Annotated in this window: 26 protein-coding genes; 20 read left to right on the top strand and 6 right to left on the bottom strand. The window is 38.6% G+C overall.

Going from position 1 to position 23,064, the window contains the following annotated elements; all coding sequences use genetic code 11:
- Positions 1–17: 17 nt before the first annotated feature.
- The 10 genes from KHS79_RS26290 (at position 18) to KHS79_RS13675 (ending at position 11,273) form a co-directional block, all read left to right on the top strand.
- A complete protein-coding gene (locus tag KHS79_RS26290) occupies positions 18–839 on the top strand; it encodes a helix-turn-helix transcriptional regulator (RefSeq protein WP_212719797.1) in 822 nt (273 codons plus the stop codon).
- Positions 840–1,127: 288 nt separating this feature from the next.
- Complete coding sequence (locus KHS79_RS13715) at positions 1,128–2,309, top strand: LuxE/PaaK family acyltransferase (RefSeq protein ID WP_212719795.1); 1,182 nt, start codon at positions 1,128–1,130, stop codon at positions 2,307–2,309.
- A gap of 12 nt (positions 2,310–2,321) precedes the next feature.
- A complete protein-coding gene (locus tag KHS79_RS13710; RefSeq protein WP_212719793.1) occupies positions 2,322–2,684 on the top strand; it encodes an iron-sulfur cluster assembly scaffold protein in 363 nt (120 codons plus the stop codon).
- Positions 2,681–3,883 (top strand): cysteine desulfurase family protein, encoded by a 1,203-nt coding sequence (locus KHS79_RS13705; RefSeq protein WP_212719792.1) that lies wholly within the window; start codon positions 2,681–2,683, stop codon positions 3,881–3,883. Before KHS79_RS13710 ends, KHS79_RS13705 begins: the two co-directional genes overlap by 4 nt.
- The gene (locus KHS79_RS13700; RefSeq protein ID WP_212719791.1) at positions 3,880–5,625 is read left to right on the top strand and encodes a fatty acyl-AMP ligase; all 1,746 of its coding nucleotides are present in this window, start codon (positions 3,880–3,882) and stop codon (positions 5,623–5,625) included. The genes KHS79_RS13705 and KHS79_RS13700 overlap by 4 nt, the downstream gene beginning before the upstream one ends.
- 11 nt (positions 5,626–5,636) lie before the next feature.
- Complete coding sequence (locus tag KHS79_RS13695) at positions 5,637–5,915, top strand: phosphopantetheine-binding protein (RefSeq protein WP_094789177.1); 279 nt, start codon at positions 5,637–5,639, stop codon at positions 5,913–5,915.
- Positions 5,908–6,951, top strand: coding sequence for a flavin-containing monooxygenase (locus KHS79_RS13690; protein ID WP_212719790.1), 1,044 nt, complete (start codon positions 5,908–5,910; stop codon positions 6,949–6,951). Before KHS79_RS13695 ends, KHS79_RS13690 begins: the two co-directional genes overlap by 8 nt.
- 11 nt (positions 6,952–6,962) lie before the next feature.
- Complete coding sequence (locus tag KHS79_RS13685) at positions 6,963–9,299, top strand: efflux RND transporter permease subunit (protein WP_212719789.1); 2,337 nt, start codon at positions 6,963–6,965, stop codon at positions 9,297–9,299.
- Positions 9,299–10,087, top strand: coding sequence for an outer membrane lipoprotein-sorting protein (locus KHS79_RS13680; protein WP_212719788.1), 789 nt, complete (start codon positions 9,299–9,301; stop codon positions 10,085–10,087). The genes KHS79_RS13685 and KHS79_RS13680 overlap by 1 nt, the downstream gene beginning before the upstream one ends.
- 10 nt (positions 10,088–10,097) lie before the next feature.
- Positions 10,098–11,273 carry a hypothetical protein gene (locus tag KHS79_RS13675; protein WP_212719787.1) on the top strand — a complete coding sequence of 392 codons (1,176 nt, stop codon included), beginning with the start codon at positions 10,098–10,100 and terminating at the stop codon, positions 11,271–11,273.
- A gap of 194 nt (positions 11,274–11,467) precedes the next feature.
- Here the strand turns inward: KHS79_RS13675 and KHS79_RS13670 are convergent, their stop codons facing one another.
- Entirely contained in the window at positions 11,468–11,842 is a 375-nt protein-coding gene (locus tag KHS79_RS13670; protein WP_212719785.1) for a response regulator, read from the bottom strand.
- 337 nt (positions 11,843–12,179) lie between these two features.
- Between KHS79_RS13670 and KHS79_RS13665 the strand changes: the two genes are divergently transcribed.
- Positions 12,180–12,686 (top strand): hypothetical protein, encoded by a 507-nt coding sequence (locus KHS79_RS13665; RefSeq protein ID WP_212719783.1) that lies wholly within the window; start codon positions 12,180–12,182, stop codon positions 12,684–12,686.
- A 122-nt stretch (positions 12,687–12,808) separates the two neighbouring features.
- Complete coding sequence (locus tag KHS79_RS13660; RefSeq protein WP_212719781.1) at positions 12,809–13,393, top strand: DUF4234 domain-containing protein; 585 nt, start codon at positions 12,809–12,811, stop codon at positions 13,391–13,393.
- Between the two features lie 61 nt (positions 13,394–13,454).
- Here the strand turns inward: KHS79_RS13660 and KHS79_RS13655 are convergent, their stop codons facing one another.
- Positions 13,455–13,733, bottom strand: a complete 279-nt coding sequence (locus KHS79_RS13655) for a YceK/YidQ family lipoprotein (protein WP_165773546.1) — start codon at positions 13,731–13,733, stop codon at positions 13,455–13,457.
- Positions 13,734–14,028: 295 nt separating this feature from the next.
- On the opposite strand from KHS79_RS13655, the gene KHS79_RS13650 reads away from it, so the two are divergent.
- Positions 14,029–14,457: an N-acetylmuramoyl-L-alanine amidase gene (locus KHS79_RS13650; RefSeq protein WP_233468426.1), complete on the top strand. Its 429-nt coding sequence runs from the start codon at positions 14,029–14,031 to the stop codon at positions 14,455–14,457.
- Here KHS79_RS13650 and KHS79_RS13645 read toward each other — a convergent pair.
- On the bottom strand, positions 14,450–14,809 hold the full coding sequence (locus KHS79_RS13645) for a hypothetical protein (RefSeq protein WP_212719779.1): 360 nt from the start codon (positions 14,807–14,809) through the stop codon (positions 14,450–14,452). The genes KHS79_RS13650 and KHS79_RS13645 overlap by 8 nt on opposite strands.
- Positions 14,810–14,928: 119 nt before the next feature.
- Here KHS79_RS13645 and KHS79_RS13640 point away from each other — a divergent pair, with 119 nt between their 5' ends.
- Positions 14,929–15,525 (top strand): YfbU family protein, encoded by a 597-nt coding sequence (locus tag KHS79_RS13640; protein WP_212719777.1) that lies wholly within the window; start codon positions 14,929–14,931, stop codon positions 15,523–15,525.
- A 14-nt stretch (positions 15,526–15,539) separates the two neighbouring features.
- Here KHS79_RS13640 and KHS79_RS13635 read toward each other — a convergent pair whose 3' ends face one another.
- Entirely contained in the window at positions 15,540–15,737 is a 198-nt protein-coding gene (locus KHS79_RS13635; protein WP_212719776.1) for a cold-shock protein, read from the bottom strand.
- Between the two features lie 187 nt (positions 15,738–15,924).
- Between KHS79_RS13635 and KHS79_RS13630 the strand changes: the two genes are divergently transcribed.
- The 5 genes from KHS79_RS13630 (at position 15,925) to KHS79_RS13610 (ending at position 20,270) form a co-directional block, all read left to right on the top strand.
- On the top strand, positions 15,925–16,290 hold the full coding sequence (locus KHS79_RS13630; protein ID WP_212719774.1) for a PAS domain S-box protein: 366 nt from the start codon (positions 15,925–15,927) through the stop codon (positions 16,288–16,290).
- Positions 16,291–16,515: 225 nt separating this feature from the next.
- Positions 16,516–16,893, top strand: coding sequence for a PAS domain S-box protein (locus tag KHS79_RS13625; protein WP_212719772.1), 378 nt, complete (start codon positions 16,516–16,518; stop codon positions 16,891–16,893).
- Between the two features lie 532 nt (positions 16,894–17,425).
- Positions 17,426–18,538 (top strand): S-(hydroxymethyl)glutathione dehydrogenase/class III alcohol dehydrogenase, encoded by a 1,113-nt coding sequence (locus KHS79_RS13620; RefSeq protein ID WP_094789167.1) that lies wholly within the window; start codon positions 17,426–17,428, stop codon positions 18,536–18,538.
- Positions 18,539–18,577: 39 nt separating this feature from the next.
- Entirely contained in the window at positions 18,578–19,420 is an 843-nt protein-coding gene (gene fghA, locus KHS79_RS13615) for an S-formylglutathione hydrolase (protein WP_212719770.1), read from the top strand.
- Positions 19,421–19,730: 310 nt separating this feature from the next.
- Positions 19,731–20,270, top strand: a complete 540-nt coding sequence (locus KHS79_RS13610; RefSeq protein ID WP_212719768.1) for a ClbS/DfsB family four-helix bundle protein — start codon at positions 19,731–19,733, stop codon at positions 20,268–20,270.
- Between the two features lie 64 nt (positions 20,271–20,334).
- Here the strand turns inward: KHS79_RS13610 and KHS79_RS13605 are convergent, their stop codons facing one another.
- Entirely contained in the window at positions 20,335–20,706 is a 372-nt protein-coding gene (locus KHS79_RS13605) for a nuclear transport factor 2 family protein (protein WP_212719766.1), read from the bottom strand.
- A 98-nt stretch (positions 20,707–20,804) separates the two neighbouring features.
- Between KHS79_RS13605 and KHS79_RS13600 the strand changes: the two genes are divergently transcribed.
- Positions 20,805–21,644, top strand: a complete 840-nt coding sequence (locus KHS79_RS13600) for a LysR family transcriptional regulator (RefSeq protein WP_212719764.1) — start codon at positions 20,805–20,807, stop codon at positions 21,642–21,644.
- Between the two features lie 79 nt (positions 21,645–21,723).
- Here KHS79_RS13600 and KHS79_RS13595 read toward each other — a convergent pair whose 3' ends face one another.
- Positions 21,724–22,872, bottom strand: a complete 1,149-nt coding sequence (locus tag KHS79_RS13595) for a TMEM43 family protein (RefSeq protein ID WP_212719763.1) — start codon at positions 22,870–22,872, stop codon at positions 21,724–21,726.
- Positions 22,873–23,064 lie beyond the last annotated feature (192 nt).

The raw sequence follows: 23,064 nt of genomic DNA, 5'->3' as shown, positions 1-23,064 counted from the left end.
ATATAGGAATATTTCGAGTGTATTGCGGTGAAGGATGCGTCATTACCCTTGGTCGTACTCTGGTAACCGAATGGCATAGTCATTTAAGTTATCAAATATCCCTAGGTTTACATGGAAACCCACTAGCCTTAGATGTAAATAATGAACGATGCTTAGCAAATGGTTTTATTATTGGCTCAGCTATTCCGCACCGACTAGAGGTATACGGCGATTGTTGTCTAACTATTTTGGTTGATTCTGATCACTTACATAGTCATCACTTACAGCATTTGCTGCAAAGCCGAGAAGTATTAAAACTAAGTAGTCAACAAGTAAAAAATATGTTGTTACAAATATTTGATGCTTTTGAAAACAAACAGTACTTAGATATTAAGACATTGATGGCCTCATTGAATAAGCCTTGTGGATGTCATTATGGACTTGACAAGCGGATTGCTAAGGCTGTTGAGATTATTGACTGTCTCCCTGAAAAAATTATTTCATCTCAGTCAATTGCAGAAAAAGTATGTTTATCTGAAAGTCGATTTAGACACTTATTTAAAGAAAATATTGGCGTGAACTTTCGCCAGTATTTATTGTGGCGAAGATTGAATGATGCACTAAAATATGCGTTATTGACTAACTCATTAACGATTGCAGCAACTAAGGCTGGTTTTAGCGATAGTGCTCACTTAAGTCGAACCTGTAAAGAAATGTATGGTTTAAAGCCATCTTTTATCATGCGTCAAGGGTATTTATCCTCATCATTAGCTACTTTAGTATCAGGTGTTGAGCAAGAATTGGTGAATACACAATTACTGCTTGGTAGACAATACTGTACTTTGTGTACCTTAGTGTAGTTCGACTTAATCGATAGACTTTTCCATTCTTACACTGCTTATGAAATCCTGCTCTGTGAATAAAAAAGTTAATGTTGTGCATATGCTCAACAAGAAACTCTCAGGACTGGTTCTGTAGTCTAGCAAGCTATAACTAATAAAAATAACAAAACAAGCACTATAATTGCCATTAACTATTTAATGTTTATTTGTCGAGTGAATTTTTTATAGCCACTTTATTCAAGTTTTATTAAGACTCATCCTCTATTCTGTGAGGATTATAAAGGACTGTTATGAAGGGAGTGTCCAATGCTGAAAGTTGAGCAGTTATATAATGACTTAAAAGATAACGGGATGGACCCTATTAAAGTGTTTGTTTCTGATCTTAAAGGACTTTATCAATTAGAAGAAGAAAGTCAGCAACGCTTAAAATTAATGCTTATAGCCGATGCTTTTCGATTTCACTATGAGAATAATGAGTTCTATCGCAAACAGTGCATGGAAAAAGGTGTAAGCCCTGAGCAAATTAATAATTTCGAAGATATCAATCGCATTCCACTTATTCCTGTTTCTCTCTTTAAGTCCCCAGATAGTCATAAGTTATTAACTAAATCCTTAATTCATATTGAACATGAAATGCGCTCTACAGGAACAAGTGGAATACCCAGTATTTCAAGACGTTGTGGGGACACTTTGGATAATGCGGTGATAGCCATATACGCTATGTATCGTGAATTTTTCAAGTTGTCCAAAGGTGCTGGGTTATGCTTATGCCCTTCTACTGAAGAAATACCAGAGATGGGAATGATTAAAGCATTTACGTTCTTATCTGGATTATTAGATTGCCATGCCTTTATGGTCAGTAATGACCGGTTTATTCCCGAGCAAGCCGTTGAGCAATTAGCAAAATGGCAGAATAAATTTACTCGTCACATTATTGGCCCACCATTTTTAATTCATCGTTTTATTAGTTTCCTTAAAGCAACCAATACAACGCTAACTTTAGAACCGGATAGTCTGGTAATTACTTTAGGTGGCTGGAAACGTTTTACTGGGCAAATGATATCTCGTAAAGCATTTAATGAAGAATGTGCTGAATACTTAGGTATTGCTCCTGAAAATGTAAGAGATATGTATGGTCTCGTAGAAGCTAATATGCTGGTGATTGAAGATGAATTTCAAATAAAACATGTACCACCTTATGTTCATTTTTCAGTAAGAGATCCAAATGATTTGACCAAAGAAGTCGCTCCAGGCAAAACAGGTCAATTGGTTATTTTTGACCCTTTAGCGCGGTCAACTCCTGGAATGATACTGACTGAAGACATGGTACACCTGGTTCCTGAAGTTAGCCCTAGTGGAAGAACGGGTCAACGTATTCAATATGTAATGCGTGCACCTAATGCAAAAGAGTTTGGCTGTTGTGCAGTCAATTTAGAACAAAAAATGAATGCAGATGAAGAAGTTGCATGCCCTTTGGTAGAAGCATAAAGGGGTAGAAAAATGTTTAATGAAATAATAGTGACAAATTTTTCTGCACCAACACATCAGGGGACTGTTGAATCCCCTGATATTAAGCTTTCACTTGGTAATCCTGTATGTGGGGATAAAGTTGAAATTACTGCTTGTTGCGATCAGCAAAAAATTACTCAAATCCGATTTAAAGCATGGGGATGCGCGACCTCGTTAGCTATGGCTAATATCTTTTGCCGTCAAGTGGAAGGCTTGACGATCACAGAGGCGTTAAAACTAGCAGATAATCATGTAGACACGATGTTAGGTGAAATTGAACCTTCCCAGCATCATTGCTTGGATATGCTTAAGTCACTATTTAATCAGTTAAAAGCAGAGGAGATAGTGCAATGAACAGCGCTATCCTGGAGAAGGAGATAAATACCTACTTTGATTACAATGCGACTACCCCAATGTCAGAGACCGTTAAACTCGCTATTATTGACTCTCTTTCATTATTTGCAAATCCTTCCAGCCAATACCAAAAAAGTCTTCCTGTTCGAAATTTATTGGTAAGTGCTCGACAAGCGATGGCGTCATTACTGAATTGTGATGAAGCTGAGCTGGTGTTCACTTCTGGTGGAAGTGAAGCTAATAATTTAGCGATTAAAGGGGTTTTGGGCAATATACCACCGGGTACAGGTCACGTAGTGATATCTAGTATTGAGCACCCTTCTGTACTCGAAGTGATTCGTTATTTTGAGAGTGAAAAAGGGTTAGCTATTTCATGGATAAAACCTGATAGTTCTGGGGCAATATCAGCCAGTGATGTTCAGCAATCACTAAGAGCTGATACCAAGATGGTTATATTAATGGCTGTTAATAATGAAACTGGCACTATTCAACCTTTTTATGAAGTTGCAGAACTTGCTCAACAACATAATATTCACTGTCACATTGATGGGGTTCAAGCAGTAGGAAAATTACAATTAAATTGCCATGAATTACAAGCCCATAGTTTGTCTTTTGCCTCACATAAATTTTATGGACCTAAAGGAATTGGTGGGCTTTATATACGTAAAGGGTGTAGTTTTTCACCATTGATCCATGGTGGAGGTCAAGAATCTGGATGGCGTGCAGGTACTGAAAATACATTAGGACTTGCAGGATTAGCAGCCGCTGCTCGAGAAGCAAAAGAAAAATTTCTGCAATGGCAGCAACAGTTACTCTATTTACGAGGACAGTTAATAGCTGGATTGCAACGAGAAATTCCTGGAATATTAATTAACGGTACACAAAAATCTGATCAGGTAGTGGCAAATACCATAAATGTCAGCTTACCTGGAATTCGTGCTGAAGCTTTAGCTGCGCTTTTGGATGTCCATCATCAAATTGCAGTGTCTATTGGATCTGCTTGTAGTAACAATAAAGCCAGCCGACGTTCACATGTTTTGCAAGCTATGGGCTTAAATAATGAGCGAATTGATAGTGCTGTGAGGATTAGTATTGGGCAGTTTACAAACGAACATGCTATAAATCATTTGATTAAGGCTATATCAACGGAGTACCAAGCTCTGCTAGCACTTTCAATGGATATGGAGGTGACAGTATGAAGGCGTTACCGTTACAGCAGAGTGACTCATTATTGTCGTGCCTGGATTATTATGCCCAAAAGCAACCAGAAAAATCTGCGTTTTCCTTTTTACCAAAAGGACAAACTAATAACAATATTGTCCAGGTTAGCTACCATGAGCTACAAAAGCGGGCATGGACTTTTGCAAATAAATTAATTGAACAACAACTTGCAGGTAAAACGGCATTATTAGTATACCCACCAGGTATACCATTTATCATTGCTTTATTTGGTTGCTTTTATGCTGGGGTGATTGCTGTACCAACTAATTTAGCGCGTAATAGTCAGCATTATTTGAGGCTCCGGCAAATTGCTAACGACTCAAATGCTGCTGCTATTTTGGCTCCTCCAGAATTACAGACTGCATTACAGGAAAAACTATTAAATACTGAAGAAAGTATCGTACTTTTACATGAGCCGGAATTATCTACAATAGCAAAATCTGTCAATGATGAGATAAACCCTGAGCATGTTGCTTTTTTGCAATATACTTCAGGTTCAACTGGAGCCGCTAAAGGTGTGATGATCACGCATCACAATTTAATTTCTAATCTCCAGGCTATACAGTCCACACTAAGAGTACCTGAACATCTAACCATTGGTGGCTGGTTGCCACAATTTCATGATATGGGATTAATAGGCCATATTTTATTAACAGTAGGGCTTGGTGGTCACTATATTTTTATGCCTCCTCTATCGTTTATTCAACGACCCGAGCGTTGGCTGCAATTAATGAGTGATTATCGCGCAGCTCTTTCTGCTGCTCCAAATTTTGCCTATGAGCTTTGTCTGGAAAGAGTAAAGCTAAAGCCTGAACTAATGGATGGGTTGGATTTATCTAGCTGGCAATGGGCGTGTAATGGTGCTGAGCCTGTATCCGCAAAAACGATAGCTCAATTTAGCCAACAATTTGCGGAAGTAGGGTTTAAATCCACAACATTCAGTCCTTGCTATGGCATGGCTGAAACAACTTTAATGGTAAGTGGTTTTTCTCATCAGTCTAATGTAAATGTTTTAACCATTAATAAGGCGCTGTTAGCTAACGAAAATAAAGTTGTATTAGCGCACACAACACTGATGGATGAAAAAACTTCTACTCAACAATTGGTTGCATGTGGGCGTGTAGTTAACGATCACCAAGTATTAATTGTTAACCCAAAGACAAAAATAGTTTGTGATAGTGAGACGGTTGGCGAGATTTGGGTGCAAGGGGCAAGTGTGGGAGTAGGTTATTGGAATAAACCTGAGCAAACTGCAGAAATTTTTGCTGCATATACTCAATGTGGACAAGGGCCGTTCCTGCGTACAGGAGACTTAGGTGTATTAAGAGATGGATTACTATACATAACAGGTCGTCTAAAAGATTTGATTATAGTACGTGGTCGTAATCTTTATCCTCAGGATATTGAGCGCACATTAGCACTGAGTTCAAAATGGGTTAGAAATAATCGCGCAGCTGCTTTTGCTTTAACAGAACCAAGTGAAGCTGCCAGTGAGCAAGTAATAGCTGTACAGGAGCTAGAAAAAGGCGCAGAACAAACTATTGATACGCTGCAATTAAAGCGAGAGTTAGTCCAAGCAGTTAATGCTGAGCACGATATTCTACTTGCTGACTTGGTGTTTATTCGAGCTAACAGTTTACCTTTGACATCGAGTGGCAAAGTACAGCGTCGGCGTTGTAAAAGTCTTTATCAAGATAAAGCATTAAAAGTAGTGGCATAAAGGAGAAGCCAATGAAAGCAGTTAAGGCAGAGCAGATAGCTGACTGGTTACAAACACATTTATCTGATCAATTTAAACGTTATGCGATTCAACCTGCTAATGATATTTCTTTTGATGCCTTAGGTTTAGACTCGGTGGGACAAGTCACTTTAATGAGCGATTTGGAAGAGTGGTTAGAGTTGGAGTTGGAACCCACATTAATTTACGACTATCCAACAATTACTGCACTTGCAGACAAAGTAGGTGAACTGCTTACTGAAGATATTGCAGAAGAGGCCGTACATGGTTAGTGACTGCATTATTATTGGAGCTGGGCAAGCTGGATTAGTAGCTGGTTTACGTCTAAAAGAGCGTAGCTTAAGTGTGTTGATTCTGGAGCGAGATCAACGTGTGGGAGATGTTTGGCGAAGACGACCTGACAGTATGAGACTGTTTACTTCTCGTCGTTTTTGTCAATTACCGGGTTTAGATTTACCGGGAGAATCTGATGGTTATCCGGATAAAAATGAAATTGCAGATTACTTAGAGCGGTTTGCTATTCACCATCAACTTCCTGTAAAAGTAGCTTCTGAAGTAGTGGAAGTGACACGTAATAGTGATTTATTCAATATAACGCTGGCGGATGGAAAGCTACTACAAAGCAAAACAATAATTAATGCTACGGGGGCAAACCAGCAACCGGTCATACCCAAATATGCAGATCAACTAAACGCTTCTATTTATCAATTAACTGCCGCGAATTATTTAAATCATCAACAAATACCAGCCGGCTTACACGTTGGTGTTGTAGGAGATGGTGCAAGTGGACGACAAATTGCCATGGAATTACATCCCTATTGTAAGGTAACGCTTTTTGGTAAATCGCGAGTCTTGATGCCTAACCGGCTTTTGGGAAAAGATTTATTTTGGTGGCTGCATGGTTGCCAGCTGTTATACGCAAGTGGTGACAGCTTTTTAGGTAGAAAACTAAAACAGCGTAATCCAGCGCCTTGCAAAGAGTTAAATAATAAAGCACTACAAAAGCAGGGTATTCAACTGGCGGCTCGGGTTGTTGGTGCCTCTAATCATGAGCTACAAACAGCAGATGGCAAAGCGCATAAAGTAGATGTAGTGATTTGGTGCATTGGCTATCAGGAAAATACAGATTGGTTAAAGCTACCCCACTGTATTGATCGTCAAGGATTCATTACTAATACGGGCACAACTCCTGAACCCGGGATGTTTGTTGTAGGGCGGAAGTGGTTAAGTTGTCGAGCATCTGAATTATTGTTAGGCGCAGACCGGGATGCTTCTCGGGTTGCAGCAAAAGTAGCAGAGTTAGTTTAGGGAGAAAGTATATGTCTGCGATCCAAGGGCTCTTTGCTCGGTCCTTGAATGCTAAACTGACTTTGCTGGTATTGCTGTTGACGTTATTTGCGGCGGCAGGGCTACCAAAGTTAGCCATGGTGAGTGATTATCGGATTTTTTTTGATGATGATAACCAGGATCTAAATACCTTCCTTTCCCTACAACGCATGTATACCAGCTCCGATAATGTATTATTAGTGCTGGTACCACCGAAAGGAAAAGACGCCTTTGATAAAACTGCAATTTCTATTTTATACCAGCTGACAGAAGCTGGCTGGTCGCTACCGCATGTGATTCGTGTGGACTCAGTGACAAATTATCCTAGAACCCAGGCTGAAGGTGATGATCTCTTTGTCGAAGAGTTAGTAACTGATTTAGATAACCTAACCCCTGAGTATTTAACATCAATTAAAGCTTATGCTTTGCAAGAGCCTTTATTGTATCGGCAGCTAATTTCTGAGGATGGTCGGCTATCTGCAGTCAATTTAGTTGCTCAACTGCCAGGTAAAGATCAAAAACACGAAACGTCCCAGTTAGCTCAAGCTACACGACAACTGATTGCAAAAATCGAAGCTGAAAACCCTGGCTATCAAGTATATAGCTCTGGGGTTATTATGCTCAATAATGCTTTTTTTGAAGCTGCACGGCAAGATTTAATAACCCTTATTCCTTTAATGTTACTACTAACCCTTTGTGCTGCAGGATTGCTATTGCGAAGTGGCTTGGCATTAGTCACATTATCTATTGTGGTGGTTTCATCGGTACTTGCTGCTTTAGGTAGCGCTGCATGGCTGGGGATATTTCTGTCGGCACCTTCGGTATCTGCACCTATTATTTTGTTAACTATTACTGTAGCAGCAGGTGTTCATATTTTGTCTGCATTGCAGCGGAGTGTTGGAATAACTGATCATCAGGAGCAGGCAGTTCAACGTGCAATGACAGCTTGTTTTAGTCCATTAGGTTTAACCAGCTTGACCACAGTCATCGGTTTCCTGTCGATGAATTTCAGCGACTCACCACCATTTAGAGATTTAGGCAATATTGTAGCTTTAGGGGTGGTTTTCTCTTGGTTGTTATCAATGACTGTAGTGCCTTGGCTTTTGTTGAGATTCCCATTACCAAAACAAACAACACAGGTATCCAGAGGTGAGCGGTTTGAACGGTTAGCCGATTTATTAATTAGTAAGCGACGTCCTATTTTATGGATAGGCTTGCCTGTAGTTGTAGTTGTTTCTGCATTTAGCTTTAAAAACATTCCAAATGATGATTTTGTGAATTATTTTTCAGAGTCTGTTCCATTCAGGGCTGAAACTGACTTTATTAATCGAAATTTGACTGGTATTTATACTATAGAATTCTCACTAGAAAGCCATAAGGATAATGGCATGATGGAGCCTGCTGCCTTGCAGTTTGCAGAGCAGTTTGCTAACTGGTTAAGAATTCAACCAGAGATAGTCAGTGTTAGCTCACTTACAGATGTTCTGAAAGACATTAATAAAAACATGCATGGTGGAAATGCTGATTATTATCGATTGCCTAGTAGTCGTGAAGAAGCAGTACAGTTTTTTTTACTCTATGAAATGTCTTTACCTTTTGGGAAAGATTTAAATGATCGGATTAATATTGCAAAATCAGCAATTCGCACAACTGCGCGTTTACAAAATTTAGACAGTCAATCAATACTGGCGTTAGAAGCGAGAGTGAGTGAGTTTGTTGAAAAAAATAATAATACAGATATCAGGATTCGACATTCATCGCCGACAGTCATGTTTTCTCATATAGGTTTGGAAAACACTCGTAGCTTAATTACGGGAGCATTGCTTGCGCTTATCATTGTGTCTTTTATGCTTGCCATTATGCTTGGTTCAATAAAGTTAGGAATAGTAAGTATTATCCCTAATTTGATGCCCATTGGCTTAGCCTTTGGAGTTTGGGGGCTTTTTGTCGGCGAAATATCAATGGGATTGGCTGGAGTAAGCTCTATGACAATTGGTATTGTGGTTGATGATACTGTTCACTTTCTTTATCACTTTTTACAGCAGCGAAGAGGTGGAAAAACAGCACAACAAGCTTGCCAACAGTCTATGGCTAAGGTGGGTCCAGCTATGTTGGTGAGTTCTGTTGTATTAAGTTTGGGTTTCTTTATTTTAGCTATGTCCAGCTTTGAGAAAAACGCTGCGATGGGATTATTAACAGCAATTACAATTTTACTAGCATTAATAGCCGATATTGTGATACTTCCAAGCCTCTTAGTTTCACTGGATAAATGGGGATTCCGACAAGCCTATCAGCCAAAGGTTGTCGAAAATTTAAAAGGGATTAATTAATGAAACTTAAAAAATGGCAAATAGGGACACTGTGTTTATTGTTTATAACTCATGTGATTTGGGCTAAAACAAACAGCCAGCAAGGGTTTGTTGTGGCTCAAAAAGCAGAGCAAAAGCGTAAAGGGTTTAATGATAGTCAAGCGGATGTGACCATGGTTTTGCGCAATGCGCAGGGAGAAGAAAGTAAGCGTGATATGGTCATTTTTACTCAGGAAGTTGATAATGATGGTGATAAAGTTTTAATCCGTTTTCTTAGCCCTGGAGATGTAAAGGGGACTGCACTACTTAACTATACTCATAAAATTGAAGATGATGAGCGCTGGTTATTTTTACCTTCTATTAAGCGAGTAAAGCGATTAGCTTCAAAAAATAAATCAGGTCCATTTATGGGAAGTGAATTTTCTTATGAAGATTTATCCTCACCAGAGTTAGAGAAATATGAGTATCGATATTTAAAAGATGAAGTTCTTAACGGTGTTGACTGTTTTGTTGTAGAAAGAATACCAAAAGATAAGTTTTCAGGCTATATACGTCAAGAGGTATGGTATGACAAAGAAGCTTATCGTATACGAAAAATTAATTATATAGATCGCAAACAAACATTACTAAAAACACAGATTAATAGTGGCTTTAAATTATTTTCAGGCGAGTTTTGGCGGCCTTTGAAAGTGGCTATGGTTAATCATCAAACAGGTAAAAGTACAGAACTATTGTATAACACCTTAACTATGAAGGTTGGATTGGAAAAAACACTATTTAAACCAAGTGGGCTAAAGAGATTACGTTAATGGGCGTAGTGTGAAGTATTTAATTTTTATAATATTGTGTATATCAACTTATGCACTTTATGGCGTTGAGTTGGTTGATAACAGCACAGAACTAACATTAGGAGGAAAACTGTTTCCTCAAAAAAGTAAAAACTCAAGACAATCGCAGTTTTATCCTGAACTAAGTTTTGAGGGGGAGTATATATGGCAGTCAGAGGATAATGAGTGGCTATTTGCTCCTTTTTGGCGCTGGTCTTACAAAGACAGCGATGAAAGCTATGGTGATATGCGTGAGGCCTACTGGCGGAAAAAATTTGACAGTGGTGATTTAACCGTTGGCTTAAGACGTATATTTTGGGGGACGTTAGAAGCTGCAAACCCTGTTAATGTTATAAATCAGTCAGACTATATTGTTGGTATTGAGCGTGAAGACAAGCTCGGACAACCTCTAGCCAGTTGGTCGTGGCTGTTGGAAGAGGGAGAATTAGAGCTATTTATGTTGCCTTGGTTTAGGTCACGTCCTTTCCCTGGCTTAGCAAGTCGTCCAACGACAAGTTTGGCTGTAGATAACCACGAACGTTACGAGTCATCTCATGGTAAGCACCGAATAGATTGGGCTATGCGTTGGTATCGTCCCATAGGACAAGCAGATGTTGGGCTTAGTTTTTTTTCAGGTACTCGAAGAAGTCCAATTTTAACGCCTTCTCCAAGTAGTAAAGAATTACAACCTTACTATGTTGTTAACCATCATTTAGCGATTGATATGAGCTTGGCTGATGGAAACTGGTTATGGAAGCTAGAGTTAATGGGAGGACAAGAACTGAATGAGGGATTTTCTTCAGTTTCAGCTGGTTTTGAATATACGATAACAGGCATTATGGAGAGCCGTTATGACTTAGGCTTAATCGCTGAAGCTTACCGAGATGACCGAAATGCAAAAGCAGCAGGTTGGTGGCAACAAGATATTGCAGTGGGTGGCAGGCTAAGCTTAAATGATGCCGCAGGATCAGAAATTAAGCTGCTGTATATTCAAGACTTCGATTACAAGTCATCGTTAATTAAACTAGATGCAGGAATGAGAATAGGAGAAAAGTGGAAATTATCACTATTAACCTATGTTGATATTGGTATTGACCAACAAGATCCTCATCTTGGCTTTTTAAAAGATAACTCATGGTCCACAATAGAAATGACTTATTATTATTAGAGAGTCGGTAGATTTAGTGCTGCTATTTTAACTTTAGTAAGCTATATCTAAAAAACTATTTACAGTATTTGTTAAATAAGTCTTCACTTCGATATATATCCAAAACGAAGAGTATAAAACCATTCTTTAAGGCTCCTTTTGATAAAACCTGTATATTACCACTAGTCGTATGCGGGAGATGGTGGGAAATAAGTTCACTGGTTAGCTTCTTCTAGAAGCTGGTCTATCGTGCTCGCTAGCTCCTTTTTGTCAACAGGCTTGACCAAATACCCTTTGGCTCCTTGCTTCTTACCCCAGATGATATCTGTTTCCTGATCTTTTGTTGATAGGATCACTACTGGAATGTGTTTAGTGCGATCATCTTTGGTGATCTTTCTCGTGGCTTGAAATCCATTCATGTTAGGCATAACTATGTCCATCAGGATCAAGTCTGGCAAAATCTCAATTGCTTTTTCAACACCCTCTTCACCGCTTTGGGCAGAATATATAGTGTGTCCAAACCCTTCAAGAATTGCTTTATGCGCTTCTATCATTGTTATTGAGTCATCTACGATTAAAATTCTTGCCATGGAGTAAAACCCTTGGGAGCTTGTTTAAGTAATAACAAGCATGTTGCCTATTTATGTACATTTTAGTTATTGATTAGCCAGATTGCTAAGTGCAAGCAATAAAATAGATAAATCGCTAGTGATGTACTTAGATACTGATAGCTTGCCACCAAATTGGCAGTCTTACGAGATGGAGCCAGAAACCCAAGCTACAGGAGATTTACAAAGTAGTGAATGAAGTAAAAATAGCATGCAGTTACCTTTTCTAGTCATGATTAACATTAATACTTATCTTAAAATATAAAACAACCGCCACCTAAGGCGGTGCAATCATAAAATAATTAAAAACCTAACGAACATGAGCGACAATCTATTAGCCTTATTGGCTGCGAAAGGAGTTAATTACAAAGCTATGGGAGGAGGTGACAATGGAATACCCGAAATCACCTCAGATATGGTCGCTGGCGCATGCGCTGGGCTAGACCGTATTCCGTATCTATTGGTTCGAATTAAGTATTCAGGCGATGCTAGCGTAATCAATGAATTGGCAGAGCTGATCTGTAGAAGAAATGATTACCAAAGTACGCAAGCCAGACACCTAATGAGAGCTGCGGTTTATGAGGTGGTGTCAGATAATATCTGTAAGTTTTGTAATGGAACAGGCGTTACTCGACGTACTAAGTGCAAGAGCTGTGACGGCTCAGGGCACAAGCCACCGACCGTTAAAGAGATTTCTACCCTGACGGGTATCCCACAAACCACGTACTTCCGTATGTGGAAGGAGGTGTCTCAGAACACTGTGGCAGCGCTTCATAAAGAAGTTGAAATTGGGGTTAAGCATGTTTCTGGTAAACTTTTTCATTAATAAAATTAAATAATGTTGATTGGTTGGAATGGATATGAAATAATATTTTTCATACTGAGAGAACTATATTTTAAGGTTAAGCCTCGCTGTTAAGCGGGGCTTTTTTCTTTCTGGAGTATCTTGTGAGTCTAGATAGCAGTCCCTATACAGCCCCAAGCTCAGATATATCAACCAATAGCTCTGAGAATGACAGTATTTGCCAACTTCCTAGAGTTAACCTGTTAATAGTATTTTCCTTAATATTTTTCTCGCTTGGTATTTATTATTATTACTGGATGTTCTCTAGAACAAAGATAATTAATAGGGTCTGTGACCGTAAAATTTCACCTCTTTTGTCAAGTCTTGTTGTAGTACTTTTTGTAGGAAGTCTTATTCTAGGGCTTTATCTTTTATTTGCCGTAAGGTTAGGTTGGGACTATGATTCACAGATTATTTTAGCTGAATCTGTTGTTAATTATTCCTGCTTAATCACATCAATTTTTTGGTTGTTTGCGATAAGGGATAGACTTCATTACATGTGCAAAGCTAATAAGAGAAGTTCGTTTTGGATGAATTGGTTTTTTACCTTTCTTGGTGCTGCACTTTACCTTCAATATAAAATCAATCAAGTTATCGACCATAAAGAATATCTGAGAAATTTAGAACTAAATGACAAATTCCAGCCTTCGAAAAGCTTTGATGATGGGGTTTTACGCGCTACTCGATAAAACCTATACATGCTAATATGATCTATATAAGCTCCAACCATGGGGCTTTTTTGTTTATGAACTACTGATTTTTCCTATAAACACACTGTGCCGCATCATACGGCAAAAGAATGGTATCAAGTGTTGCACTAAATGCGGCATCAATTACCATAGGTACAACAAATGCTAAAAATTCCACGCCTAAAGTAAAAGTACCCTCACGAGTCGTTATAAAAGGGTAAGTGCAGTAGTACTCTCCATCATAGCTTTTGCCAGGCCCTCTCCGCCCATTAATTGAAGCACAGCCAATTATATTGGAAAACAATATGGTAACTAAGAGTGAACTAAAGGCTTTTTTCATGTGTTTCAAAACAGTGTGAGGAATATGAAAGTAACGTGCTAAACACTGATGGGGCATACTAAGCAAAAACAAAATCCATGATGTGATTTACTCTGTATTTGCAGGTAACACCCTGTTTCATTTTGTGTGGCTATGTTGGGAAGTAACTAATAGTGCTGCTTCATAAACAACTCACCGAAGCCCTTTGAGGGCTTTTTTTTGCCTTCAATATGCAAACTTACCCAATAAAACCAAATACAAAGCCCCCGCATGACCCGTGCGGATAGTAAACGGCTTCATGATCTGAGGAGCAGCTATGAATCAACTATTCAAACTTCAAACTATACCTATGAAAATCACTAGATTAGTTGTCCATTGTTCGGACACGCCGAATGATAGGGACGTAACCGCTGAAGACATACAGCGATGGCATAAGGAACGCAAGTGGGCTGGAATCGGCTATCACAAAGTTATACGACGTGATGGAACGGTTGAGAATGGTCGGCCCGAGTACTGGGAAGGTGCTCATGTTAAGGGCTACAACAGTAACAGCCTGGGTATGTGCTTGATTGGTCGGGATGAGTTTACAGCTGACCAATTTGATAGCTTGGACCGTGTGTTAACCCGCTGGAAAGATAAGTATCCGCTTGCAGAGATATGCGGGCATCGTGACTTAGACCCGCATAAAAGCTGCCCTGGTTTTGATGTAGGGGAGTGGTGGGAGTCTTCCCTTATAACTATGTAGAAGTTATTGTAAACCACATATGAGCTTGTTCTGCTTCTATAATTTTATCTACCCTTACATTTTCTGTACTGCCAGACACTCCCCAATTATTAGATTGTTCCGTTAATGTTAAGCTAGCAATTTGGTTATAGCCTGAAGCTGAAACGGACTCTATTGAGTACTCAACTGAAGATGGGGAAAATGCACACGCACCTGATGCCCTAGCTTCAATATATTGTGATGGGTATTCTTGGCCAGGGAAAATCACTTCTGACCAATTACCAGTACCATACATACATGTGTCATTTTTTGTCTTCACTTGCAGTAGTTGATCTGTTCCATTTGTGATATGGACAAAAGCTCCGTAACCCATTCTACTCTCCTTTAAAATGGTTTTATTATTGGTGCTACTCCTAGTTAAAGATAAGAAAGACAAAAAAATATAACCATTACACGCTATTACACGACTAACACTGCAAACAAACTAATCTAATGACAAACAAATACCACCTAGACTACTTCGAGAAAGTCGTACTTAGTAATCAATATAAAATCCTTCAATTACTAGCCCCAGCATTTAATAAAGACGGTGGCATTTACGAAGCCAATAAATACAAGAATTACATCGAGATTTTAGACAGTAATTTGGTTGAACTTTTCCCTGAGATCTTTGAGGGTAACTTTGAGCTACCCCATGACATTCAGCGTGATGTCCTCGCTATTACTGAGCTGTATGACCTCATGGAAACTAGCTACAGTTATTTGTCCCTAGAGGAGCAAAGGGAAATTGACAGCGATAAAATTGTATTTAATGGCTTTGGTAGAGAAGATAAATACTATACAGAAATAAGGGATTTTCTCACCGCATTAAACAATAGTGAGGTATTCGAAGATAGACCAGGTGTAAGGGTTGTCACTGAGGATATGCTTGAGTTTCCACCCATAGGCCCAATGATGCCGCTGTATAAGCAACAACTGGGAAGGCTGTATGCATTGAAAGCTAGGCCAGGCTACGTGGGGAATATGCTAACAATGGAGGAGTTGAAGTACCTAACGGAAGGCTTTGAAGATGCGCCACCACTCCAATAGGTACTTAAGCTTTATTAGCTCACAACTTGAACGTTGATAGCACAAGGTCCTTTCTGGCTTTGGCCTACTTCAAACTCTACTGTGTCACCATCGCGTGGCGCATGGCCTTGAATATCATTTTTATGGAAAAACAAGTCTTTACTGCCATCGTTGGGAGCGATGAAACCAAAACCTTTAGCTGTGTTAAAAAACTTAACTGTACCTGTGCTCATTCTAATCTCGCGTTTATATGAATTCAGAGTGTTTTATAGAGGTTAATGAACAATAAAGCAAACAGTTTCTACGGTTATTGCTATTTAGACTTAGGTATCTGACAAATGGGTATTAGGACGTTTGTGTCTTTGAAAAAAAGACTGCTAGCCTAATAAATGCAACTCTTTAAACCATGAAGAAAATGTTATGAGCATTGAGCAATTAGTTTTTTTAATAGAACAGTTAAATGAGCCAATAATCGTTATTGATCAGCAACTTAGTATTGTTTGTTATAACAAACAATCACAAGAATGGTTTCAATATAAACCTGAAGAAGCCATAGGGCAGTCTATTAATATTCTAATACCTTTTAGTTTACATAGTGCTCATAATCAGCACGCTAAAAAGTTTATGGCCGATAATGCTGCTCCCAGAAGGATGATCAGTAGAAATAGTGCTATTTATGGCAGACGAAAGGATGGCTATGAGTTCCCTATAAGCGTTTCTATTTCAAATATGCAGTTAAATGACCAACAGTGTGCTATTGCTATCATCGATCTTCCGCAACAATGAAAAGGAAAACTATAACTATCTAAATGATTTCAACCATTTTCACTGCGCATTGAAGGTGCGTCATGACCCTAAAGGTACCTAACCCTTACTAGCCCACAACTTGAACAGTGACTCTGTAAGACCCCCCTGTGGCTCTGGAAAATACTTGATACAAAGGAGAGGGTTTTGTGTGAAACCTTGAAAATTAATAGCTATACTCTTCTTTAAAAACAAGAGAAAGTAAAGATGAGCCTAGAAATATTAATTTTCATAGTAGATGAATCAAATAAGCCTGTCATTATTGTTGATCAGCAGCTTTATACTGTTTGTTTTAACAAAGCAGCTGAAGCTATTTTTCAATACCAAAGCATTGAGGTGTTAGGAAAGCCCCTAAATATCTTAATTCCTCTAGGTTTTCATATAAGCCATAATCTGTTTGCTAAACAGTATATGGCAGATAACGAACCCCCTCGACCTATGAATAAAAGGAAAAATATTATTTATGCAAAACGAAAAGATGGGTATGAGTTTGTTGTACGTGTAGCCATCTCAAACTGGCATGAAGACGGCCAACAATACGCTATTGCCATCATTAATAAAGAAGAGGGTATAGTTACTACTTAAGCAAATAGTTTCAAGTATAATCACCGCAGTTACCAGCCCTTTCCAAACCTATCTCACCAATAAGCAACACAAAGCAGAACTCAAACAAGCCATTCATAACAAGCAATTAGACGAGATTCAACAAGGTAATATCTCTGCCTCAGAGCTGGACTCTCTAAGTATTCAGTCGAGAGGCTGGAAGGATGACTTTCTATTAATCATTACCGTTACGCTGCTTGTGCTGTGCTTTGTATCTGAGATGTCTGACCATATTAAGAACGGCTTTCAAGCTCAATACAGTACGTGGTGAGACCTATCGAGAGGACACCATTCAAGTTGAATGGAAAGATCTCTATGAACGACGTGAGCCGTATGGTGATGAATATGATGGCAAGGTACCTGAAGGAGTACGGTTTTATCAACTCTCAAACTATTTTATACACAGTTGCTCTGCTTATATGACTGTTAAGTCGTAAATTGATATTGTATGTTTTAAAACTCTATAATTTAGAAAAATACATGTGTGCACTGTCAAAATGGAGTGAACTAAAAAATGATTAAAACACGTGCAGCTGTAGCCTGGGAAGCAGGAAAGCCATTGTCGATAGAAACCGTGGATCTTATGCCCCCAAAAGAAGGTGAGGTTCTAGTAAGAATAGTAGCGACGGGAGTTTGTCATACAGATGATTATACATTGTCAGGAAAAGACCCCGAAGGTGTTTTTCCTGCTATTTTAGGACATGAAGGGGCTGGAATTGTAGAGCAAGTTGGCCAGGGTGTGACAAGTGTAAAACCCGGAGATCATGTAATACCACTGTATACGCCTGAATGTGGTGTGTGTAAATTTTGTACCTCTGGTAAAACGAATCTATGCCAGGCAATTCGTAGTACACAGGGACAAGGGTTAATGCCTGATGGAACAACCCGCTTCTATAAGGATGGTAAGCCTATCTTTCACTATATGGGGACTTCAACTTTTTCAGAATATACTGTTTTGCCAGAAATAGCCCTTGCAAAAATCAGTAAGGAAGCACCATTAGAAAAAGTTTGTCTATTAGGTTGTGGCATTACAACAGGTATGGGAGCAGTAATAAATACAGCTAAAGTTAAAGAAGGGGATACAGTTGCTGTATTTGGATTAGGTGGTGTGGGCTTATCCGCTATTATTGGCGCACGTATGGCAAAGGCTGGTCGTATAATTGCTATAGATATTAATGAAGATAAATTCTCGATTGCAACGCAGCTTGGTGCTACAGATGTCATTAATCCAAAATCCCACGATAAATCCATTCAGGAAGTCATCATTGAAATGACTGACGGTGGCGTCGATTTTTCCTTCGAGTGTATTGGCAATGTTAATGTAATGCGTTCTGCATTGGAATGTTGCCATAAAGGTTGGGGTGAATCGGTAATAATTGGAGTAGCAGAAGCTGGAGCTGAAATTAATACACGGCCTTTTCAGTTAGTTACAGGGCGGGTATGGCGTGGCTCGGCTTTTGGTGGCGTAAAAGGTAGGTCTCAATTACCAGATTACGTAGAAAAGTATTTAAAAGGCGAGTTTGAGTTAGATACATTTATTACTCATACAATGCCATTAGAAGAAATAAATACTGCTTTTGATTTAATGCATGAAGGTAAGTCGATTCGAACAGTTATTCACTTTTAGTTTATCAATTATTAAAAACCAGCCATCAGGAGTTTGGTTATGGTATTAGAAAAGCTGGCGGATAATTACTGTTTTAAGGGACATCAACAGCGTTATAGTCATTACTCATCAACGTTAAACTGTCAGATGACATTCTCAATTTACCTGCCCCCTCAGGCATTAATGGGGCAGCCAGTACCTGTAGTATATTGGTTATCTGGATTGACATGTACTGACGAAAACTTTAACCAAAAAGCAGGTGCTCAACGTGTAGCGGCTGAGTTAGGTATTGCGTTGATAATGCCTGATACAAGTCCTCGCGGAGATAATGTTCCAGATGATCCTGATGGACATTATGACTTCGGGCTTGGGGCTGGTTTTTATGTCAATGCTACTGAGTCCCCGTGGAATAAGCATTACTTAATGTATGATTACATTGTGAATGAGTTGCCTTCCTTGGTTATGAAAGAATTTCCACTCAGTGATCGTTGGAGTATTAGTGGTCATTCTATGGGCGGGCATGGTGCATTGATGATAGCATTAAGAAATCCTGACAGGTTTAAATCGGTCTCAGCGTTTGCACCCATTGTAAATCCAGTAGATTCTCTCTGGGGGAAAAAAGCATTTCGACATTATCTTGGTGAAAGCACAGCCTCGTGGGAAGCTTATGATACTTGCTGTATTTTAAAGCAAGAGAATCTGACTAAAGTTCCGATGTTGTTGGACCAAGGCAGTGAAGATGAGTTTTTAGTGAATCAACTGAAAACAGATCGACTAAAAGATATTTGTGATGCTATTGATTATCCTTTGGAGTATAGGCTGCAGTCAGGGTATGATCATAGCTATTATTTCATAGCCTCATTTATTGAAGATCACTTAAGATTTCATAAACAGTATTTATAATTTTTAGTTTGAGTTTCTACATTGATTGGGTGTAATAAATAATACCTATGCGTCTTTTATAATTAAAAGGCGCTATATACCCTTCACGAATCATTTTTAGGGTTTGTTGTCAGCGCTCTTCACTCCAGTCACTTATTAATATAAGCTCCTGGGGCTTCATCGCTTGACGGCCGCCCCTAAAAAACCTTCGGTTTGGGTATACATTATTTTGTATGATATTAGCGCATTTAGAGTATGGGAATTTTATAACGCTCAACCTGGTTTCAGTACTAAGTTTTTCCTCGGCTAGCGTACAGAAAGGGATATAAAAATGGCAAGACCTAGTACAAAAAAAGAAATGATTGAGGCAGCAAATATTAACTTTACTAAACTATGGCAGTTAATTGATTCTATGCCTGATGAATCCCTTAAAAAGGATTTTGACTTTTCAAATGACCCGAAAAAGAAAGAAGCTCACTGGAAACGTGATAAAAATCTTCGAGATGTACTAGTGCATCTTTATGAGTGGCATCAGTTACTTTTAAGTTGGATCAAATCCAACACTGCTGGAAATAAAAGAAATTTTCTTCCCGAGCCGTATACATGGAAAATATACAGTGAAATGAATATTGAAATTTGGAAAAAACATCAAAATACTAGCCTTGAAAAGGCGAAAAAGCTGCTTAATGAAAGTCATGCGTCTGTATTAGAAGTAACTCAAGCATTCTCTGATGAAGCGCTTTTTACTAAACAGTATTTTGACTGGACAGGTACTACTACACTTGGAAGTTATTGTGTATCAGCAATGTCTAGCCATTATGAGTGGGCCATCAAGAAATTACGAGCACATCATAAGAATGTTTCCAGATAAAAGACGGAGTCTCTCTAGCTGAGCACGACGTTAACTTTTATCTGGTTTTGTTGGTTTAATATGCTTACCTCTCTCCCATGACTTCGAACTCGTCATAGATAAGAAGAGCCTTACCATCTTCCTGAATTTGCCAGCGCTCTTTATGAATAACCCCAAATGCTTTATTCATTGTCCATTTAGCAGTAAGAGTGTAAATACCTTCATCTTCAGCTTGCCATTCAACATTAGAATATTCCACATCAGAAAAACCTTGATCGATAATACTTTGCCAAAAAGCCTCAATTGCTTTACGACCAACAAATTCACCGAAAGGTTTTGCTACCATCGTTGAGCCTTCGGCATACTGGTCTGCACAGACTTTTGCATTCTTTGAGTTAAAGGCATTTTGCCATGCGATACTACCAGCTTTGAAAACCTCTAGAGTTTTTGAGTTCATCTATGACTTCCTCCTAGTAAGATACAGAGATTTTAAGTGCTCTATTTGTTATGATAAACAAACAAATAAAAACTAACTGTTTATAAAAATTAAACAAAATGAAAAAACTCAGAAGTATGATGCTGTTTATGACTATCGTAGAGTCTGGCTCTATGACTAAGGCAGCAGAAAAGCTTAACCTCTCTAAATCAGTGCTTAGTCAACATTTAAAACAGCTTGAGATAGAGTTATCGACCACTCTCCTTAAGCGAACTACCCGTAGGCAATCACTGACTTCTGCAGGAGAACAGTTTTATCGACAATGTTGTAAACTCCAGGTCATTCTGGATCAGGCATGGGATGAAATTCTAATTCAACAGCAAGTTCCAAAGGGTAAGTTAACGGTAACGGCACCACATGCCTTGATGGATATTTTAGTTCTACCAGCGCTTACTCGGACCTTTTCACACCTTGAAGATGTTTCTCTCGAATTAATTTGCTCGGAGTCGAAGCTTGATTTAATGAGTCACGGCATTGATTTAGCCATTAGAGTAGGAGAGTCAAATGACAGTAGTTATCGTCAAAAGCGTATAGGAGAGTTTCGTGATGTACTCTGTCAATCCATTGATTCAGACGTGAAAATAGAAGATGCTCACTACATTGCAAACCATTGGCAACCTGAGTATGTAACACATAAAGTAAAGGGCAAAGACGTCTGCTTTGAAGCTAAACACAAAACAAACACTATTCAGCAAACAATTGCATTAATTAAGGCGAATATGGGTATTGGCCTTGTACCTGACATTTTGCTCAATTACCACTCAGGTATTAAAGCAATAGAATATATAAGTGTCATGAATGTATATGCTTTGCACCCATACTCTGGAGCTGTTCCTATTACTGTTACCATGGCACAAGAAGCCATAAAAGAGGATTTCGCAAGCTTGATGTCTGATTAAAACAACTGGCTATGGTGCTTATTAGACGTCGGAAATCGTATTTAAGCGTTCATTTATAGGTCAATATGATCAAGTAAAGCTAGTCATCATCAATATCTGGGTTTGCTTTCATTACTTTAAAAATACTAAATACAAAAAATAATACTGCAATTGCAATGAGGCTGTATGCAATTATTGGCCTATGGGCTATCCACCCTAGTGCTATAGTAATGATTGATAAAGATGCAGAGAGAAATACGCTCAATATAAGTAAACCCGCATTTATTAAACGCCCAAAAAAAGGTAGTACGCGTGTAATCACTTCAAATATGTAAAACGTTGCAAGAAAACCAAACGTCATCAGTATAAAGCCGCCAAATCGAGCCAACCATGTTAACGCTATATTTTCTTGCTCAGCGATAGTAAACATTTTGCCCATACTTACTGTACCATACTCTAATAACGCGAGGCTTTCACCACTCGATGTAGAATACGGAACTAACGAATTATTTCTTTGCTCACCAATAGCACTGATTATGGTTGGCGTTACTATATGAAATGAAATTTTAACGTCACCAATTGCCGGTGATAGTGGGTTTTCTCCTATATAGTACCCTCCGTCATATTGTTTCATTCGCTCATTTAATGCTAGTGGTTCAATACTCTCTGCCTTGAATGACTCATAATGTTTTAGTTTTTTATAAAACTTTTCTGAAAGTGAAAAATCACCGAGGTTAACTTTATCAGCCAAAAATAGCTGAGACTGAAAGGGGATTTCTGTTGGGTTTTCATGGTTTTTTTTCTTAAAACTACTTGAGTCTACCAGTTTATTAACCCACTGTTTTTTATAGTTATAGTCAGTAATAGTATACTCACCGCCATCCTGAGCAGTTTCTGTTCGAGTTATGATTTCTTGAACCCATTGGTACATGAATACATCACGGGACATTTTTATCGCAGCAACGCTAACGTTGAAAACTGGGTCAGTTAATTGATTAAACACTTTTAGCTGACCAGAAGTATGAACCAACTTGCCATTATTCTCAGATAAAACTTGATTTGGTCGAACGCTAATAGCCACACCAGCCCCTTCTTTAATGGCTTGATGCCGGAGTACTGAACGCTCTTCATTCCATATCAGAAGGTAAAAGGACAAAATAACTAAGAAGATACCAGCAATAGATCGCTTTAGTGCTGTACCAAGGTGTTCAAACCAAGATTCATGTGAGTATTCTCTATGGTCCGACATAAGTATTCCGGTTGGGATTTGAAATGAGTATTTCTGAAAAATTAATTGGAACGTCTGCTTGGTTTAGATGATTAATGAATGAATATTATTTTTACTAAAGCTATTTCCAGTGAATGCAAATAAATTAGTACCCAAGTCTATAATAGTATTGTAGTAAAAAAGTATCTTAAGTATACGCTGAGGTTTATATGA

The sequence above is a fragment of the Zooshikella ganghwensis genome, from assembly GCF_018263875.1.
GTDB lineage: Bacteria > Pseudomonadota > Gammaproteobacteria > Pseudomonadales > Zooshikellaceae > Zooshikella > Zooshikella ganghwensis.
The sequence above is the reverse complement of the archived record's forward strand: the minus strand, read 5'-3'. Positions and strand labels throughout refer to the sequence as shown.

Bases quoted from the DNA above. Each gene is read 5' to 3' on its own strand.
- KHS79_RS13715 (WP_212719795.1), top strand. From the start codon at position 1,128: ATGCTGAAAGTTGAGCAGTTATATAATGACTTAAAAGATAACGGGATG.
- KHS79_RS13710 (WP_212719793.1), top strand. From the start codon at position 2,322: ATGTTTAATGAAATAATAGTGACAAATTTTTCTGCACCAACACATCAG.
- KHS79_RS13705 (WP_212719792.1), top strand. From the start codon at position 2,681: ATGAACAGCGCTATCCTGGAGAAGGAGATAAATACCTACTTTGATTAC.
- KHS79_RS13700 (WP_212719791.1), top strand. From the start codon at position 3,880: ATGAAGGCGTTACCGTTACAGCAGAGTGACTCATTATTGTCGTGCCTG.
- KHS79_RS13695 (WP_094789177.1), top strand. From the start codon at position 5,637: ATGAAAGCAGTTAAGGCAGAGCAGATAGCTGACTGGTTACAAACACAT.
- KHS79_RS13690 (WP_212719790.1), top strand. From the start codon at position 5,908: ATGGTTAGTGACTGCATTATTATTGGAGCTGGGCAAGCTGGATTAGTA.
- KHS79_RS13685 (WP_212719789.1), top strand. From the start codon at position 6,963: ATGTCTGCGATCCAAGGGCTCTTTGCTCGGTCCTTGAATGCTAAACTG.
- KHS79_RS13680 (WP_212719788.1), top strand. From the start codon at position 9,299: ATGAAACTTAAAAAATGGCAAATAGGGACACTGTGTTTATTGTTTATA.
- KHS79_RS13670 (WP_212719785.1), bottom strand. From the start codon at position 11,842: ATGGCAAGAATTTTAATCGTAGATGACTCAATAACAATGATAGAAGCG.
- KHS79_RS13665 (WP_212719783.1), top strand. From the start codon at position 12,180: ATGAGCGACAATCTATTAGCCTTATTGGCTGCGAAAGGAGTTAATTAC.
- KHS79_RS13655 (WP_165773546.1), bottom strand. From the start codon at position 13,733: ATGAAAAAAGCCTTTAGTTCACTCTTAGTTACCATATTGTTTTCCAAT.
- KHS79_RS13650 (WP_233468426.1), top strand. From the start codon at position 14,029: ATGAATCAACTATTCAAACTTCAAACTATACCTATGAAAATCACTAGA.
- KHS79_RS13645 (WP_212719779.1), bottom strand. From the start codon at position 14,809: ATGGGTTACGGAGCTTTTGTCCATATCACAAATGGAACAGATCAACTA.
- KHS79_RS13640 (WP_212719777.1), top strand. From the start codon at position 14,929: ATGACAAACAAATACCACCTAGACTACTTCGAGAAAGTCGTACTTAGT.
- KHS79_RS13635 (WP_212719776.1), bottom strand. From the start codon at position 15,737: ATGAGCACAGGTACAGTTAAGTTTTTTAACACAGCTAAAGGTTTTGGT.
- KHS79_RS13630 (WP_212719774.1), top strand. From the start codon at position 15,925: ATGAGCATTGAGCAATTAGTTTTTTTAATAGAACAGTTAAATGAGCCA.
- KHS79_RS13625 (WP_212719772.1), top strand. From the start codon at position 16,516: ATGAGCCTAGAAATATTAATTTTCATAGTAGATGAATCAAATAAGCCT.
- KHS79_RS13620 (WP_094789167.1), top strand. From the start codon at position 17,426: ATGATTAAAACACGTGCAGCTGTAGCCTGGGAAGCAGGAAAGCCATTG.
- fghA (WP_212719770.1), top strand. From the start codon at position 18,578: ATGGTATTAGAAAAGCTGGCGGATAATTACTGTTTTAAGGGACATCAA.
- KHS79_RS13610 (WP_212719768.1), top strand. From the start codon at position 19,731: ATGGCAAGACCTAGTACAAAAAAAGAAATGATTGAGGCAGCAAATATT.
- KHS79_RS13605 (WP_212719766.1), bottom strand. From the start codon at position 20,706: ATGAACTCAAAAACTCTAGAGGTTTTCAAAGCTGGTAGTATCGCATGG.
- KHS79_RS13600 (WP_212719764.1), top strand. From the start codon at position 20,805: ATGAAAAAACTCAGAAGTATGATGCTGTTTATGACTATCGTAGAGTCT.
- KHS79_RS13595 (WP_212719763.1), bottom strand. From the start codon at position 22,872: ATGTCGGACCATAGAGAATACTCACATGAATCTTGGTTTGAACACCTT.